The sequence below is a fragment of the Reyranella sp. genome, assembly GCF_030651995.1.
In the GTDB taxonomy this organism is placed as follows: Bacteria; Pseudomonadota; Alphaproteobacteria; order Reyranellales; family Reyranellaceae; genus Reyranella.
In genome coordinates, this window is the sequence record NZ_JAUSBN010000010.1 from 1 (window position 1) to 16861 (window position 16861).

Below are 16861 nucleotides of genomic sequence, written 5' to 3' on the forward strand. Positions count from 1 at the left end.
AGGGAGGATCACGATGCTACGACGTACGTTTGGCGCGCTTTCGCTCGCCACCCTGGCCGCGCCGTCGGCCCATGCGCAGGGCGACAAGGTCGCGAAGCTGGTGGTCGGCTTTCCGGCCGGCCAGGCGACCGACATCGTCGCCCGGCTGCTCGCCGAGGCGCTGAAGCCCGAGCTGGGAGAGACCGTCATCGTCGACAACAAGCCGGGTCAGGGCGGCAGCATCGCGCTCGGCCTGGTCGCCCGCGCGACGCCGGACGGCAGCACCTTCGTCCTGTCGCCGCTCGCCGCCCTGGCCATCAATCCGCACCTCTACAAGAACGTGACCTACCAGAGCCTGACCAGCTTCGAGCCGGTGGCGCGGGTCTGCGACCTGCCGCTCGTGCTGGTGGTGCATCCGTCGCTGCCGGTGAAGACGCTGCCCGAGTTGATCGCCTACGCCAGGGCCAACCCGGACAAGCTCAGCCATCCCTCTTCGGGCAACGGCACCTTGAGCCACGTCGCGATGGAGGAGCTGAAGACCAAGGCCGGCATGCGCATCCTTCACGTGCCCTATCAGGGCAGCCCGCCGGCGATGAACGACCTCGTCGCCGGCACGGTGCAGGTCGCCATGGATACCGTCACTGTCACCAGGCCGCATATCGATGCCGGCCGCCTGCACCTGATCGCCGTCAGCACGCTCGATCGCCTGACCTTCTTCCCCGACACGCCGACCATCGCCGAGCAGGGCTTCCCCGGCCTCGAGGCCAGTGCGTGGCTGGCGGTCCTCCTGCCGGCGCAGACTCCCGCCGACAAGGTCAAGCGGCTGTCGGACGCCGTAGTGAAGGTCGTCGGCCTGCCGGAAATCCAGAAGAAGTTCCTGGCGGTGGGCGCGATTCCGCATGCGATGGACACGGCTCAGTTCACCGCGTTCCTGAAAAGCGAGGATCAGCGCTGGAGCAAGGTGATCGCCCAGTCCGGCATCAAGGCAGACTGACCATCTGCCGTCGGCTCTGGGCCACATAGAGAATGCCCAGCAGCATCAGGTTGAGCAGGTTGAAGGCGAGGGCCGACTGGAACGCTGACGTATAGGAAAGCGTCGCGTCGAAGATGAAGCCGCCCAGCCAGCCGCCGGCCGCCATGCCGGCCATGGCGAACAGCATCACCACGCCCAGGCGCCAGCCGGCGATCGTCGGACCGTAGAGGAAGCGCAGATTGAGCGCATAACCCTGGACGATGGCGATGAACGGAATGCCGTGCAGCAGCGACAGCGCGTAGATGCCATTGATGTCGCGCACGTAGAGGAAGCCGACCAGCGAGCCGATCTGGATCAGCGAGCACAGAATACTGACCGGCAAGGGGCCGATGCGCTGGGCGAGGCGCGCCATGACGAAGGTGGCGACGATGGCCGACACCAGCACCAGCGACACCGCCTCGGTGCCGCGCGCCGCGGGATAGCCGAGATCGCCGCAGAAGGCGACCATGTGCACGAAGGGAATCGCCATGGCGGCGCAGCAGCAGAAGCCGGCCGCCGACAGCAGCAGCATGATCGTCGAGGAGGGCAGCGGCAGGTGGACCTTCTCCTCGCGTCGCCGCCCGCCCGGCCCGCGCAGGGTCGGCGCCGCGCGAACATAGAGCGCGCCCAGCAGCAACAGCGCACCGGATACCAGCCCGTAGACGAGCAGCGTGTCGCGCCAGCCGATCTCCGGCAGCAGCACGCGATAGACCTGCGGCCAGACCGAGCCGGCCACCGCCGGCCCGATGGAAATCAGCGCCACCGCCATGTTGCGGCGCTTCTCGAACCAGCCCTGCACGTTGTTCATCGCCGGCGTGAAGGTCCCGGCATTGCCGAAGAAGCCCAGCAGCATCGCGTAGCCGGCGTAGAGCGCGATCTCGCCGCCGCGCGAGGCGACCCATCCGCCCAATGCGATCGAGATGCCGGCAATCAGCAGCGGCACCCTCGGACTGGTGCGATCGGCGAGCCAGCCCATGAAGACGCCGCCCACGCCCATGCCGAAGAAGCCCACCATGTAGGCAAAGGACGGCACCGCGCGCTGGTCGCCGAAGTCGGCCGCCATTTCCTTGAGGCCGACCATGGGCAGGTAGATGCCGCCGCCGCCCAGCGCCACGCAGGCCATCGAGGCCAGCGCCAGCCGCCACGCATAGGCGCTGTCGATGCCCCTCCCCGGCAGGGCGACGCTCACTCGCGCGCCAGCGCCGCCGCAGCCGCCTTTTCGGCGTCGAGCACCTGGTCGTCGTCCATCAGCACGGTGACCTTGCGCAGCTTGCCGGTGAAGGCGAACGGCGCCTCGTAGTGCGACACCGGGCTCGACCGGTCGCGACCGATGTCGAGGCCCGACCAGGAAATGAAGCTCACGAAGCCGTTCTGGGTGTCGAAGCTGCCCGCCGACTCGCCGTCGATCAGGAGGGTGGCCTGGTTGCGCCCCTGATTGCGGCGCATGCGGACCGCCAGCTTGCGATTTCCCGCCGGCACCGGGCGGTCGGAAACGATCAGGTGATGCTCGCCGCCGATGTTCATGTCGTAGGCGAGCTTGCCGTCCTTCATGTAGAGCGAATAGCCGGTGGTGGCGTCGCCGTGGGCGATCAGCACGCCCTCGGTCATCGGCCCGTCGACCTGCACGTCGGCCTCGATCGTGTAGGTCCGGTTGCGCACGTCGGGCGCCACGTCGGTCGGGACATGGCCCATGCCGGCATGGAACACGAAGCGGTTGCGGGGCCCGTGGAAGCGCTTGGCATTGTCGGCGAAGCGCGGCGCGAAGCGGTCGTCGAGCGGCAGCACCTTGCTGGCCTCGGCCTGCCGCCACCATTCCTCGATCATCGCCTTCAGCCGCTCGGGCTCCTTCTCGGCGAGATCGTTGGTCTCGTTGAAGTCCTGGTCGAGATGGTAGAGTTCCCACTTGTCGTTGGCGAAGTCGGCGCCCGGCGGGTGGAAGGAAACCGCCTTCCAGCCGTCCTGCACCAGGCCGCGATGGCCGAACATCTCGAAGTACTGCGGCTTGGCCTTCGACTTGGCCTTGGCGTTCTTCAGGCTCTTCGCGAAGCTGGTGCCTTCGAGCGGCATCTGCTTGACGCCGTTGATCACCTTGGGCGGCTTGATACCGACGACGTCGAGCAGGGTCGGCACGAGGTCGCTGGCATGACAGAACTGGTGGCGCAGCTCGCCGCGCGCGGCGATGCCCTTGTCCCAGGCCATCACCAGCGGATCGCGAATGCCGCCGCCATGGGTGTTCTGCTTGTAGCGGCGCAGCGGCGTGTTGGCCGCCATCGCCCAGCCCCATGGGAAGTTCGAATGCGTGTCGGGGCCGCCGATATCCTCGATGCGCGCGATCTTCTCCTCGAGCGATTCGCGGCGCAGGTTGTAGGGCCCCATGGCATTGATCATGCCGAAGGGACCGCCTTCCTGGCTGGCGCCGTTGTCGGACATGACGATGACCATCGTGTCGTCGAGCTGGCCGGCGCTCTCGAGGAACGCCATCAGGCGGCCGATATGCTGGTCGGCATGGTCGAGCATGGCGGCATAGGCGGCCTGCAGACGGGTGAACATGCGGCGCTCGGGCTCGGCTATGTCGGCCCAGGCGCGCACGGAGTCGTTGCGCGGCGGCAGCTGTGTGCCCTTCGGCACGACGCCCATCTCGATCTGGCGCGCGAGGCGGCGCTCGCGCTCGGCATCCCAGCCCTCGGCGAACACCGAATCATACTTGGAGACGAGGTTGAACGGCGCCTGGTGGGGCGCGTGGCAGGCGCCGAAGGCCACCCAGGTGAGCCAGGGAATCTCGGCATTGTCGGCCACATGATCGGCAAGATAGCGGATCGCCTGGTCGACCAGGTCCGATGTCAGATGATAGCCGGTGGCGAAAGTGCCCGGCGGATCGACCGGCGTGTTGTCCCGCACCAGTTCAGGGGCAAACTGATCGGTCTCGGCATCCATGAAGCCGTAGTAGCGGTCGAAGCCGCGGCCCAGCGGCCAGCCGTCGAATGGGCCGGTGGCGCCGGACTCGGTGAGCGGCGTCACGTGCCACTTTCCCAGCATGTAGTTGCGATAGCCGTGCGGGCGCAGCATCTCGGCGATGGTGCCCGCCTCGCGGCTGATCTTGCCGCGATAGCCGGGATAGCCCGAATCGAAGTTGGCGAGGCAGCCGACGCCGACCGAATGATGGTTGCGGCCGGTCAGAAGGGCTGCCCGCGTGGTCGAGCACATGGCCGTCGTATGGAAGCCGGTGTAGCGAAGGCCGCGCTTGGCGATGGCGTCGATGGCGGGTGTCTCGATCAGCGAGCCGTAGCAGCCCAGATCCGAGAAGCCGACATCGTCGAACAGGATGACCAGGATATTGGGCGCGCCTTTGGGCCGCTTGGGTCCTTCGGGCCAGTGGGGCTGGGAGTCCTGGACCGTCTTGCCGATCTTGCCGCCGTGTTCGGTCATGCGTTTCCTCTTTTGTTGCCGCGGTTGTCCAACACTTGGGCAGCGCGATCAACCTTGTCGCCGTTCATGCCACTTGTTAGGGAAAGTCATGGCTCATTTCACGTCCGACGGGCTCGACCTCGCCTACGACGAATTCGGTCCGGCCGATGGCCGCAAGGCGATCGTGCTGGTGCATGGTTTTTCCGCCAACCGCACCGAGAACTGGAAGCGCATGGGCTGGTACGACGCCATCGCCGCCAAGGGACTCCGCGGTTTCGCGCTCGACAATCGCGGCCACGGCGAGAGCGCCAAGCCGCACGATCCGGCCCTGTACGATCGCGAGGCGATGGCCCGCGACGTATTTGCACTGATGGACCATGCCGGCGTAGAGCGCGCGCATGTCCTCGGCTTCTCCATGGGCTCGCACATCGCCCTGACGGCGGCCCTGCTCGATCCGGGCCGCATCGACCATCTGGTCGTGGCCGGCGTCGGCGCCAAGCTGTTCGATCCGCCGCGCGCGGAAGGCGCCATGGCGGAGGCTATGGAAGCCGCCAGCCCCGACGACATCGCCGATCCGATGCTCAGGAGCTTCCGCTACTTCGCCGACGAGCAGAAGGAAGACCGGCTGGCGCTGGCCGCCTGCTCGCGCGGGCCGCGCCTGGCGCTCACCCGCGACTCGCTGATGGCGATCCGCCGCCCGACCTTGGTCGTGGCCGGCGCCCGCGACCAGCTCGCCGGCCCGCCGCAAGGCCTGGCCGACGCCATCCCCGGCGCCAAGGCGGTGACCCTGCCGGGCTGCGATCACTTCTCCTGCATCGGCCATCCGATGTTCAAGGCCACCGTGTTCGACTTCTTCGACGGCTGGCTCGAGTAGCAGGCGTGGCACGCGTCAGCTTCGAGTCGATCCAGGCGCGCGCCGCCAGGCGCAAGGGCGGCGAGAAGGCGCTGGCGGCCCTGCTGCCGAAGCCACGCGATAACAAGGCGCTGGCCAAACTCACGGACGACCGCGTACTGGCGGAAATGGCGCGCCGTGTGTTCTGCGCCGGCTTCGTGTGGAGCGTGATCGACAAGAAGTGGCCGGGCTTCGAAGAGGCTTTCCTCGGCTTCAATCCAAAGCGGCTCCTGTTCCAGCCCAGCGAATTCTGGGAGAAGCTCACGCAGGACACCCGCATCGTGCGCAACCCGACCAGCATCCGGTCGGTGCGCGACAATGCGAAGTTCGTCACCGACATCGCAGCGGAGCATGGCAGCTTCGGTAAGTTCCTCGCCGCCTGGCCGGCCGATGACCAGATCGGCCTGCTCGAAGTCTTCGCCAAGCGCGGCTCCCGCCTCGGCGGCTTCTCCGGCCAGTACCTTCTGCGCTTCCTCGGTCGTGATTCCTTCATCCTGACCGGCGACCTGATGATGTGCCTGCGCGATGCCGGCGTGCCGATCAGCGAGAAGGGCACCTCCAAGAAGGATCAAAAGCTCGCCCAGGCACAGATCAATGCCTGGGCCCATGAAAGCGGCCTGCCCCTCACCCACATTTCCCGGATCTGCGCCCTGTCGATCGGCGAGAACCACGATGCCGCGCGCCTCGCGGAAACCATGCGGACGTGACCATGACGAATATCCTGCTGATCAATCCCAACACGACGAAATCGATCACCGACCTCGTGCTCAAGACGGCGAAGGGCTTTGCCTCCAAGGGTACACGCCTGCGGGCGCTCACCGGTTCCTTCGGCCCCCGCTACATCGCCTCGCGCGCGGGCTATGCCATCGCGAGCCATGCGGCCCTGGATGCCTACGCCAACGATCGCGGGCCCAAGGACGCGGTCGTTCTCGCCTGCTTCGGCGATCCCGGCCTCGCGGCTCTCAAGGAGGTCAGCCCGGTCCCGGTCGTGGGCATGGCTGATGCGTCGATCCTGCAAGCCTGCGCCATGGGCAACCGTTTCTCGATCGTCACCGGCGGCGAGCGCTGGAAGTCGATGCTCGAGGAATTCGTGGCGGGGCACGGCCTCTCCTCGCGCCTCGCCTCGGTGCGCACCGTCGCGCCGACGGGCGCCGACATCGCGCGCGACCCCACGGCCGCCATGGAATTGCTGGCAAAAGGCTGTAGCGCTTGCGTCAAAGAGGACGGCGCCGACGTCGTGATCCTGGGCGGCGCGGGACTGGCCGGCCTTGCCGCCAAGCTGAAGCCGATGGTCGACGCCCCCCTTCTCGATGGGGTGGCCTGCGCCATCTCGATGGCCGAGGGGCTCGCCCTGCAGAAGCTCGCCAAAGCCACCAATGGTGCACTTGCGAAGCCGGGCGCCGTCGACAGCATCAAGCTCTCCAAGGGACTTTCGAAGCTGCTGCAATCACCCTAGGGTCCGTCCCTATGCGGTTGGTCAGCTTTCGCCATGCGGGCGCGAACAAATTCGGCGCGGCCGTCGACGGCGGTATCGTCGATCTGTCGGCACGCACGAAGGGGCGCTGGACCGGCTTGCGCGACGTCATCGCGGCCAAGGCACTCGATGAACTCCGTGCCACGACACAGGGCGCTGCGGCAGATCTGAAGTTCGAGGACGTCGAGCTGGTGCCGGTCATTCCCGATCCGGGCAAGATCCTCTGCGTCGGTCTCAACTATGCGAGCCATGTCGGCGAGGTCGGACGCCAGATGCCGACCGTTCCGAGCGTCTTCTCGCGCCTTCACAACACGCTGGTCGCGCACGGGGGTGACATCGTGCGGCCGCGCGCCTCGACCCACTTCGACTATGAGGGCGAGCTGGCCATCGTGATCGGCGAACGTTGCCGGCACGTCCCGCGCGCCGCCGCCCTGTCGGTGATCGCGGGCTACACCTGCTTCATCGACGCCAGCGTGCGCGACTTCCAGAAGCATTCGGTCTTCGCCGGCAAGAACTTCCCGGCCACCGGGCCTCTCGGACCGTGGATGGTCACGTCGGACGTGATCGCCGATCCGCAGCGGCTCGAGCTCACGACACGGCTGAACGGCACCGTGGTGCAGCACGACACGACCGATCACATGATCTTCGATGTCGCCACCATCATCGAGTATCTCTCGACCGTGACCTGGCTGGAGCCGGGTGACATAATCGCGACCGGCACGCCCGATGGTGTCGGCGCCGGCCGCAAGCCGCCGCTCTGGATGAAGGCCGGCGACAGGCTGGAAGTCGAGATCTCAGGCATAGGGACCTTGGGCGTCAATGTCGTCGACGAGTAACTCATTCGACCTGCCGGCCAGCGATACCGGCACCGATGCGAAGAAGGCCCGCGAGTTCAAGGTGATCGCGCTGATCGCCGTGGCGCATTTCGTGAGCCACGTGCACATCATGCTGCTGCCGCCGCTGTTCGGTGAGGTCCGCGAGGCGTTCGGCGTCAGCTACGTCGAGATCGGCTTCGCGCTCACGGCGTTCAATGCCGCCTCCGCCCTGCTGCAGACACCGGCCGGCTTCCTGGTCGACCGGGTCGGCCCGCGCGCCATGCTGACCGGCGGCCTGATCCTGGGCGGCATCGCCGTCGCGGCAGCCGCACTGTTGCCCGGCTACTGGTTCTTCGTCATCGCCTACGGGTTCCTGGGCCTCGCCAACACCGTCTATCACCCGGCCGACTATTCGATCCTGTCGGCCACCATCGACCACAAGCGGATCGGCAAGGCCTTCTCGATCCACACTTTCGCGGGTTACCTCGGCTCGGGCGTCACGCCGGCGCTGGCGCTGGCTTGCGCCGCCCTGTGGGGCTGGCGCGGCGCCTTCCTGTTCGTCGCCGGCCTGTCCATCGCGACGGCGCTGCTGCTGATCGTGATGGGCAGCATCCTGCCGCGCGTCGTCCACAAGCCCGGGCAGCAGCCGGCCAAGGAGAGCGGCCAGAAGGTCGGGCTCGACCTGCTGCTGAGCGCGCCGATCCTGCGCAACCTGCTGTTCTTCTTCTGCCTGGCCATGGCCAATGGCGGCATCCAGACCTTCACCGTCGTCGGCCTGGCGCAGATCCACGGTACGCCCTTCTCGGTGGCCAGCGTGGCGCTGTCGGGCTTCCTGCTGTGCAGCGCCGGCGGCGTGCTGTTGGGCGGCCTCATCGCCGATCGCACGCCGCACCATGAGCGGGTGGCGGCCATCGGCTTCGCCTTCACCTCGACCATGGCGATCCTGATGGCCTGGGTAAACATGCCGGCCGCCGTTCTGATCGGCGTCATGTCGCTGGGCGGTCTCCTGAACGGCGTCATCCAGCCGTCGCGCGACATGATGGTGCGCGCCGTCACGCCGCCGGGCTCGTTCGGCAAGGTGTTCGGCTTCGTCAGCACCGGCTTCAACCTGGGCGGCATGGTCGCCCCGCTGCTCTTTGGCTTCCTGATGGACCATGGCGAGCCGCGCGCCATCTTCATGATCGTCACCGGGTTCATTTTCCTGGCCCTGGTGACGGCCCTCACCCGCCGCAAACCCGAGAGCATTGCCTGATGGATTCCCTGACGCCCGCCACCCCCGCGAAAACCGACGCCCTCGCCCGCCGCTACGGCGCCGAGGCCCTGCCTCCTGCCGGCCCGTGGAACGAAACGATCGCGACGATGCTCGATCACCGCTCGGTGCGCAGCTACAAGCCCGACCCGGTGCCGGCCGGCGCGCTGGAGAGCATGATCGCCGCCGCCCAGTCGGCCGCCACCAGTTCCAACATGCAGTGGTGGTCGGCCGTCGCCGTCACCGATCCCGCCAAGAAGAAGGTGCTGGCCGAGATCGCCGGCGGCCAGAAGCATATCGAGCAGTGCCCGCTGTTCATCGCCTGGATCGCCGACATGTCGCGCAATCAGCGCATCTCGAACGCGACCAAGACCACGTTCGAGACGATGCCCTGGCTGGAAACCTTCATGGTCGCCTCGATCGACGCTGCTCTGGCCGCGCAGAACGCGGTCGTCGCGGCCGAATCGATGGGCATGCGCACCGTCTATATCGGCGCCATGCGCAACGACCCGATCCGCGTTGCCGAACTGCTGGGCCTGCCGCCCCAGGCCGTCGTCGTGTTCGGTCTCTGCGTCGGCTACGCGACCGAGAAGGGCGAGGGCGAGGTGAAGCCGCGCCTGCCGCAGTCGGTCGTGCTCCATACCGAGCGCTACGACGCGAGCAGGGAAGAGGCGCTGCGCGCCGCCTATGACGCCGAGATGAGCAAGTTCTCGGCCCGCCACGAACTGCAGGCCGCGACCTGGACCCAGCGCGTGCTGAATCGCCTCGGTCCCCTCAAGGCCATGAACGGCCGCGAAACGCTGCGTGCCGCACTGGCAAAGATGGGATTTGAAATCCGGTAGCGATAGCCGTCAGTCGAACTTGCCGCTCTTGAGCCGGTCCACCATCGGGTTCTGGGCCGGCGACGCGACGCGCCGCAGGGTGTTCGTGTCGCGGTGGTCGAAGGCCGGGGTCTTGCCGCGGACCGCCAGGTCGGTGCGCGTCACGTAGGACCAGCTGCCGTCATCGTTGAAGGTGATGTCGATGCGGTAATAGTCGGTGCGGAACGCCTGCTCGAGAAAGGTGGTCGAGCAGATGCCGAAGCGGGTGTCGCCGCGCCTGGCTTCGACCGAAATGGTCCTGTCGCCCGGCTTTGCAGTTCCCCCCGCCAGCACGACCTGGCCGCGCGGGATGGCGATGGATTGCATGATCAGGCCGGTGGCCGGCTCCCACAGCCAGTAGCCGACCTGGTCGTGGAAGGTGATGGCTTCCTCGTCGGTGTTGATGTGGATGTGGTAGCGCAATCCGTACAGGAGCTGCGGTCCGTTGGGCTGCGGGTCGATCGGCTCCATCCGGATATGCTCCCGGAAACTGCGTTGCTCTGGACCCGCCGCCTTGGGCGCGATGTCGATGCCCTTGTCGGACTCCCATTCGCCGGCGAGGCGGGCCAGCGGACCCAGATTGGCGAGCGTGTCCGGCGAAAAATCCTCAGGCTCGGTAAAGACGTCTTCGGGAAGGGTCGACATGGGCTCCTCGGGCTGCATTCGCGCGGAATGTGCAAGCCCGCCCCCGCCTTAACAAGCGCGCGGCTTGTCACGCATCGCGCCAGTCGAAGGCGAGTGGCGCTTCGCGGAAGGCGAAGCGATCGATGTGACGGGCGACGGCGCCCTTGAGGGCTTCGAGCTGATCCTCGGCGCTGGCCTCCAGACGGCATTCCAGCGCATCGGCATGCGCCTCCAGAAGGAGCGTGGCGTCGCCCGGCCACTCGGCGCCGCGGGCGTTGCGTGGAAACACGACCTTGCCCTTGTCCGGCGTGAACTCGACCTCGAGATTGTGACTCCAGTGCTTGCAGAGCTGCTGGAGGTAGCGGCTGCCGTTGGCGGTCGGCACGCGCACGATGCTGGAGGTGCTCACAGGCGTTCGATCCTCTGCGCGGCTTCGTCGATGATGGCGACGGCGTCGTGGACCGTCTTCTTCTGGACTCCATCGCGGCCCAGGCGGTTGATCAGCACCTCGCGAAGATTGCCCATGGCCCGGCGCACCGGTGCCGCGTCGGTGCGTTCCTGCACGTTGGCGAGTTCCGCCAGCCTCGCGAACAGGGCGTCGATCTCAGCCTTGCGCTCCGCCAGATGGGCGGTGCCGTCCGGCGTGACCGCGAAGACCTTGCGCGCGCCTTCCGACTTGGTCTCGGCGATATGCCCCATCTCCTCGAGCAGGGTCAGCGTCGGATAGACCATGCCCGGACTGGGCACGTAGCTGCCGCCGGTCAGCTCTTCGATGGCGCGGATGAGCTCATAGCCGTGCCGCGGCTCGTCGGCGATCAGCTTCAGCAGCACCAGCCGAAGCTCGCCCGAATCGAAGACCCGTCGACGGCTGCGGCCGCCGCGCCCTTCGCCCGGGTCGCCTTGCCAACCGTGGCCCGGACCGCCGAAACCGCGCCGGCCGAATTGATGTCGGTGGGCCTCTTCGCCGCAATGAGGATGAGCGTGATGGGAAGACCTCATGGCCTCGCCTTTGATATGATTGAACATATCCAAGATATATCTTGATTGTTCAAAAATACAAGGGCGTCGCCAATCTTCCCTGGATTTTTTGCAGCTCGAGTTAGTGTCGGCCGGCGCGATTCACCGGCCCACCCCTGTTCACGTCCCCGCCCCCGGGGTGTCCGGGGGCCACCCCCACACCGGGAGCGCCCGCACCGACGCCGGGCGTGACACCCACACCGGGAGCGCCGACGCCGACGCCCGGCGCAACGCCGACGCCGGGCGCGCCCGCTCCCACGCCGGGGACCACGCCGACACCTGGCGCTCCGGCGCCGCGAGGCGCCCAGACGCAGCCGTGCGGCACGCCTTCAGCGCGGCAATAGACCTGAGCCTCGGCCGAGCCGGCTACCAGCAAGAGCCCCAGAGACGCGCCAATGATTGTGCGGATCATGATTTACTCCCGGAACGGGGTCATCGTACTCGAAGGAGCATCCTCTACCATGTCACGCGCAGCCCCGCGCGAAGTGTCTGCGCCGTCGAGGACGAGCCGATCGCCGCCTGCCAGCCGGCAAAGAAGGCAACGCCATCGTCGAGCGCGAAATCGGCGGAGAGCCCGACCAATACCGAATCGCGCGAGATCGGTGCGCTGGTCGTCGCAAACGGCACTCCGGGGGCGGCGGCGAAGGCCGCCTGGGTGGTCGCCGAAACGTCTGCAAACTCATGCGCCCAACCGAGCAGCCCCCGCAAGGCGAGGGAGCGCTGGTCGGCCAGCACCAGGGTCCGGTTCACTGGCAGCGTCAGGGTGCCGCGCACGCTGGTGAGCGACTGCCCATCGATCTGTTGGGCAAGTCCGTTGCTGTTCTGCTCGACGGTGCCCGGCGAGGAGAAACCGGCTGCGGCGAGCCCCATCGTCGGCTCCACCGCCCAACCTTGCCAAGCCAGTCGAAACCCTGCCGCGACCTGGCCACCTACCCCGGTCGTGACGAGGCTGTCCCGCAAGACACTGTTCCAGGCCCCCAGCGGACGGGTCGTGGTCTGATCGAAGCGCAGATAGGACGCCTGGCCGCCGACAAAGAACGATCCGGCGGCGTACTCGCCGTATATCGTCGCCTGCAGCGCTGATCCGAGGGCCGTCGCGCCGTTGCCGGCGAAGGTGTTTGCGCTGCCGCCGCCCAGCGCGATGCCTCCGACGAAGCCCGGCACCAGTTCAACGTCGAGACCGGCCATCACGCCGGCAAGCGACGACTGGAAGCCGGGGGCGGCCGCGGCGGCGACCTGCGTCCACTGCCCGAAGCCCGAGAGCCAGGCCGTCGTGCCGAGCGGCCCCGCCACCGTGTTGGGCGCGGCGTTGGGCAGTCCCTTGCAGGCATCGCCACAGGCCATGGCAACGTTCGGCCCGCTGCCCTGTCCGGCACGGCGGGTGCCCAGCCGCTGGCTGACCTGATCGGCAAAGCCGTAGAAGCCCTGGCGCGCCGACAGCATCATATCGCCATAGAGGCTGGGCGAAAGTTGATCCAGCGCCTGCGGGATCGACCCGGCAGGCAGGCTGTAGAGCGGCGCGAAGAGCGACTGCGCAAGGCCGCTCATGCGCACGCCCGCCGCGGGACGAAGCAGGTCGAGCGCCTGTCCGACCGAGGCCTGGCTGGCCGTCTGAGGCAGGCCGGCAGCACCGAGATTGCCGTAGGAAGCGGGCGTCACCACCAGCGATACGGAGGACGGCGCGTAGAGGGCGTCGAACCGCGTTCCCGTCGCCAGGCCCGAAGGCTGGGCAAGCCCCGCGAAACTCCCCTGCACGCCACCTTCAGCCACGACGACCATGAACTGCTGCCCGATGGACGGCGTGAAGCTGTTGGTCGCGGCGCCGGTGATGCCGCGCAGAACGGGCTGCAAGGTGCCGCCGGCTGTGAAGCCGTTGCCGGCGCCCGACACCACTACACGGCTGAAATTGCCGGCCCCATTGCCGGTCCCCGTGCCGTCGATGTCGAGGGAAAGCGTGCTGCCCGCCGCCATGACCACCGGTGCGACGAAGGTGAGGGTCCCCGGGCTGTTGCCCGGCGCCAGCGTGCCGCCGCTCAGCACCGTGGTGGCGCCCCGGATCATTCCCGCGCCCCGGAGGGTGCCCTGGACGGAGACCGGCGAGACGATCGAACCGTCGACCGACAGGGTGGCGCCGGCCTCGATCGTCGTGAGACCAGTATAGGTGCTGTTTCCGGCGAAGGTGACGCTTCCGCCGAGCCCGCTGTTGGCAATGGTGAGGTTGCCCGGCGTGCCGGGCAGGGCATCGGAGAGCGCGCCGCTCAGGACGGCCGAGTTGCCACGCAAGTCGAGGCGGTTGGTGGCCGATCCGTCGACCAGGAAATTCTGAGTGTAGACGCCGAAGGTCTCGTCGACCTGGAGCGTGCCACCGGTGAAGGCCGGGATCACGGTCGAGCCGACGTTGCTCAGGAAATAGGTCTGTCCCGCGGCGATGGTGGAGACCGGCATGATGCCCGCCAGCGTCGGCGCGCCGACCGGGCCGGACAGGGCGTAACCCCGAAGGGCCATGCTGCCGGTCGTGGCATCGCCGGTGATCTGCCCCGAAAGACTGTCCAGCGAGGCACCGAACAGCAGGCTGAACAGGACGTTTCCCTCGGGCGTCATGGAGCCCAGCACGGTGAAGTTGCCGACGAGGCTGTCGAGCGGCGCCGCGCCGACGCCCCAGTAGTATCCGTTGCTGTAGCCGGTGATCTTGAAGGTGCCGGGCGTCGCCGTGCCGAACACCGTGGGGCTCGACACCTGCCAGGTCGTGCCGGCGGTCCAGCGCCATTCCGGCGAGGTGATGTCGGCGCTCACATACTGCGTCGGCGAGGGCGGCGTGAACACGGACGGATTGTAGGGCGCCATGTAGGCCCAGTGGGTGACCAGCAGCGAGGTGCCGGTGATCATCTGCATTTCCATCAGCGGCACGCCGCCGATCTCGCGCATCTGGCCGATTCCGATGATGGGCGCGCTGTCGGCCGAGGTGAATTGAATCCGGATCTGCCCGCCCTCGGTGACGAGGCCCTGCATGGACGAGTAGGTCGGCGCGGTGACCGAAGACCCGATGGCGAACGTCGCCTCGCTCTGCCCGGTAAAGACGCCATTGGTGACAGATCCCAGAGCCCACAGGGTCTGGTCTCCGATCGGGAAGGGATTGCTGGTCGTGCTTTGGTTGCCGCTCGCGTAGGCGACCAGGTTGGGGATCGCCACGTACCAGTTCGTGTTGGAGAGAAGCGTGTCCCAGCGGGTGTCCTGCGCGGACACAGTCGCTGACATCGATACGACGCCGGCCAGCGCCACTGCCGACAGCCGCGCTCGTCTCTTCTTCCGCCCCACGCCCTTGCGGCGCGTCCCCCAGCGCGGCGCGTTCACTGTTGCATCTCTCCAACTCAAAGCGATGCGCAGTTGGCCGCACAGACTGTGCATTGGCAACACGTCATCGGGAACTTCCGTGTAACATCTATTGCGCGACGACGTAGGTCTTGGGCGGATGACGGCGCATCGCCGCCTCGTCGGGCTCGACGCCCCAGCCCGGTCCCTTGGGCAGGAGATAGTCGCCGTTCTCGAATACCGGCGGGTTGTCGACGATCTCGTCGCGCCAGGGCACGCCGTCGATGTCGATCTCCATGATCCGGAAGTTCGGCACGGCGGCGCAGAAATGCGCCGAGATGGCGCTGGCGAGATGGCCGTAGAAATTATGCGGCGCCACGTTCACTTCATAGACGTCGGCCATTGAGGCGATCTTCAGCGACTCCGCGAAGCCGTTCCAGATCACGTCGACGATGGCGGTGTCGAAGGCATAGGCTTCGAAATATGGACGGAAGTCGCGGCGTTCCAGCAGGGTCTCGCCGGAGGCGATGGGGCACGGCGCGTCGCGGCGGATCATCGCGATCGACTTAGGGTCGTGGATGTCGAGTTCGAGCCAGGTGAGGCCGGTCGGCCCCACCGCATCGGCAATGCGCTTGAAGCCCTCGGTGCGGAAATGGAAGTTGGTGTCGAGCATGATGCCGACATCGGGCCCGGCACCGGCGCGGAACGCTTCGACGGTCTTCGCCGCACTGCGCGCGATGAAGGCGTCCCAGTTGCGCTCGGGAAAGCCCTTGCCGACGACGAAGCCCGGGCGATAGGCGCGCAGCTTGCCGTCGACCTCCATGGCGATGTTGGTCTTGCAGGCGGTGAAGCCCTTCTTACGCACCTCCTCGCCCGTCCTGGCCATGTCGTCGTAGGACCGCACCGCCGGGGTGCCGCAGAGATCGGGATTGCGCATGCGATAGGAGCCGCAATGCGACCAGTAGACGGGAATGCGGTCGCGCAGCTTGCCGCCGAACAGCTGATAGACCGGGACGCCCAGCGCCTTGCCCTTGATGTCGAGCAGCGCGTTCTCGATGGCCGCAATCGCCTGGCGCACCACGCCGCCGCGCGACTGGGTCGACTTGGTGGCAAGCACCGCGTTCACCAGCTCGATGTCCATCGGGTCCATGCCGACCACGCTCGGCATCAGGTTCTCGATGACGCCCGAGAGGCCCGGACTGCCAAAGCTCTCGTTGTACTCGGACCAGCCGATCGGACCGCTGTCCGTCACCAGCTTCAGGAACGAGAACAGACGCCAGCCGGCGTCGCAGCGGAAAATCTCGTAGCTCTTGATCTTCATTATTCCCCCCGTTTCCTGATTGCGACGGTGATCATTCCCGCAAAGCGTGCAAGCCCGCCCATGTCGCCTCGGGACCGAAGCTGCCCACCCTGGCGCCGCTGCGCTCGAGGGCCAGAGCATAGCGCGCCGTGAGCGCCGGCGCGCCGATCACGATGACCTCGCGGCTGGCCGGCAGTTCCTGGGCGCGCAGCTCCTCGCCGATCAGAAGGCCGGAGAGATAGCTCGCCGATTGGGCGGGCGACAGGCGGTCGAACAAGGCCAGAGCCCGCACACCGAAGGCATCGTGCAGAAGCCCGTTGCCCTCACCGGCGCGCATCACGCCGCGCAGGAACATCGCCTCGTCGAGCGGCGCATCGGCCTCAAGGGTCCGCGCGAGAATAGAATGTTGGCTGAGCAAGCCGTAGAACTCGCCCGTCATGTACGTCCGAAAGCCCATGATCCGGCCCTCGCGTACCGTCGCCCATTTGCTGTGCGTACCGGGTAGGACGAACAGCCCGTCGGTAAGGCCCACCAACCGCATCGCACCGAAGATCTGCACTTCCTCGCCGCGCATTACGTCGGGCACCTCGCCCCGCTCGACGCTGAGCCCCGGCACGAGAGCGATGCGTCCCGGCTCGATCCAGTGCAGGTGCCGCTTCAGCTCTTCGGGTCCGGCCGGACAGGCGACATAGGGCGCCTCGACCCAGCCCTGCCGGCTGCCGGCCATGCCGGAGATCAGGCAGACGCTCCCAGACGGCTTCATCCACTGGGAGAACAGCGAGTCGAAGACGCCGGCAAAGCCGCCCTTCGGGACATTGAGGATGCCGAGCGGCGCGCTCTTTTCCTCCAGAACGCCACCCACCGCATCGAGGCGGGCGCCGCGCAGCGAGCTCGTGCCCCAGTCGACGGCGATCAGGTCGGGCAC

The 16861-nt window shown here is 67.2% G+C and carries 15 protein-coding genes; 7 read left to right on the forward strand and 8 right to left on the reverse strand.

Translation table 11 applies throughout. The features are described 5' to 3' along the window. The first annotated feature begins 13 nt into the window (after nucleotides 1–13). A complete protein-coding gene (locus tag Q7V45_RS02990; RefSeq protein ID WP_304846729.1) occupies nucleotides 14–973 on the forward strand; it encodes a tripartite tricarboxylate transporter substrate binding protein in 960 nt (319 codons plus the stop codon). Here the strand turns inward: Q7V45_RS02990 and Q7V45_RS02995 are convergent. Both Q7V45_RS02995 and Q7V45_RS03000 read right to left on the reverse strand, forming a co-directional pair. Beyond that, nucleotides 960–2180, reverse strand: coding sequence for an MFS transporter (locus Q7V45_RS02995; RefSeq protein WP_304846732.1), 1221 nt, complete (start codon nucleotides 2178–2180; stop codon nucleotides 960–962). The two genes, Q7V45_RS02990 and Q7V45_RS02995, sit on opposite strands and share 14 nt — an antisense overlap. Further along, nucleotides 2177–4417: an arylsulfatase gene (locus Q7V45_RS03000; RefSeq protein ID WP_304846735.1), complete on the reverse strand. Its 2241-nt coding sequence runs from the start codon at nucleotides 4415–4417 to the stop codon at nucleotides 2177–2179. The genes Q7V45_RS02995 and Q7V45_RS03000 overlap by 4 nt, the downstream gene beginning before the upstream one ends. An 88-nt stretch (nucleotides 4418–4505) precedes the next feature. Here Q7V45_RS03000 and Q7V45_RS03005 point away from each other — a divergent pair, with 88 nt between their 5' ends. From Q7V45_RS03005 to Q7V45_RS03030, 6 genes are read left to right on the forward strand one after another with little or no spacing between them, the layout of a single operon-like run. After that, nucleotides 4506–5270: an alpha/beta fold hydrolase gene (locus Q7V45_RS03005; RefSeq protein ID WP_304846738.1), complete on the forward strand. Its 765-nt coding sequence runs from the start codon at nucleotides 4506–4508 to the stop codon at nucleotides 5268–5270. A gap of 5 nt (nucleotides 5271–5275) precedes the next feature. Further along, the gene (locus Q7V45_RS03010; RefSeq protein ID WP_304846741.1) at nucleotides 5276–5995 is read left to right on the forward strand and encodes a DNA-3-methyladenine glycosylase I; all 720 of its coding nucleotides are present in this window, start codon (nucleotides 5276–5278) and stop codon (nucleotides 5993–5995) included. 2 nt (nucleotides 5996–5997) lie between these two features. Further along, on the forward strand, nucleotides 5998–6744 hold the full coding sequence (locus Q7V45_RS03015) for an aspartate/glutamate racemase family protein (protein ID WP_304846744.1): 747 nt from the start codon (nucleotides 5998–6000) through the stop codon (nucleotides 6742–6744). Between the two features lie 11 nt (nucleotides 6745–6755). Continuing rightward, nucleotides 6756–7598: a fumarylacetoacetate hydrolase family protein gene (locus Q7V45_RS03020; protein WP_304846747.1), complete on the forward strand. Its 843-nt coding sequence runs from the start codon at nucleotides 6756–6758 to the stop codon at nucleotides 7596–7598. Beyond that, entirely contained in the window at nucleotides 7582–8829 is a 1248-nt protein-coding gene (locus Q7V45_RS03025) for an MFS transporter (protein ID WP_304846750.1), read from the forward strand. The genes Q7V45_RS03020 and Q7V45_RS03025 overlap by 17 nt, the downstream gene beginning before the upstream one ends. Continuing rightward, nucleotides 8829–9668, forward strand: a complete 840-nt coding sequence (locus Q7V45_RS03030) for an NADPH-dependent oxidoreductase (protein ID WP_304846753.1) — start codon at nucleotides 8829–8831, stop codon at nucleotides 9666–9668. The genes Q7V45_RS03025 and Q7V45_RS03030 overlap by 1 nt, the downstream gene beginning before the upstream one ends. Nucleotides 9669–9677: 9 nt before the next feature. Here Q7V45_RS03030 and Q7V45_RS03035 read toward each other — a convergent pair whose 3' ends face one another. The 6 genes from Q7V45_RS03035 to Q7V45_RS03060 all read right to left on the reverse strand — a co-directional run. Continuing rightward, entirely contained in the window at nucleotides 9678–10331 is a 654-nt protein-coding gene (locus tag Q7V45_RS03035; protein WP_304846757.1) for an FABP family protein, read from the reverse strand. A gap of 67 nt (nucleotides 10332–10398) precedes the next feature. Beyond that, entirely contained in the window at nucleotides 10399–10719 is a 321-nt protein-coding gene (locus Q7V45_RS03040; protein WP_304846760.1) for a DUF2218 domain-containing protein, read from the reverse strand. Next, nucleotides 10716–11309, reverse strand: a complete 594-nt coding sequence (locus Q7V45_RS03045; RefSeq protein ID WP_304846763.1) for a PadR family transcriptional regulator — start codon at nucleotides 11307–11309, stop codon at nucleotides 10716–10718. Before Q7V45_RS03045 ends, Q7V45_RS03040 begins: the two co-directional genes overlap by 4 nt. Before the next feature lie 474 nt (nucleotides 11310–11783). Beyond that, nucleotides 11784–14678 (reverse strand): autotransporter domain-containing protein, encoded by a 2895-nt coding sequence (locus Q7V45_RS03050; protein ID WP_304846766.1) that lies wholly within the window; start codon nucleotides 14676–14678, stop codon nucleotides 11784–11786. Between the two features lie 88 nt (nucleotides 14679–14766). Continuing rightward, a complete protein-coding gene (locus tag Q7V45_RS03055; protein WP_304846769.1) occupies nucleotides 14767–15957 on the reverse strand; it encodes a mandelate racemase/muconate lactonizing enzyme family protein in 1191 nt (396 codons plus the stop codon). A 31-nt stretch (nucleotides 15958–15988) separates the two neighbouring features. Beyond that, the coding region (locus Q7V45_RS03060) for a 2-dehydro-3-deoxygalactonokinase (RefSeq protein ID WP_304846772.1) at nucleotides 15989–16861 on the reverse strand (873 nt) is incomplete at its 5' end.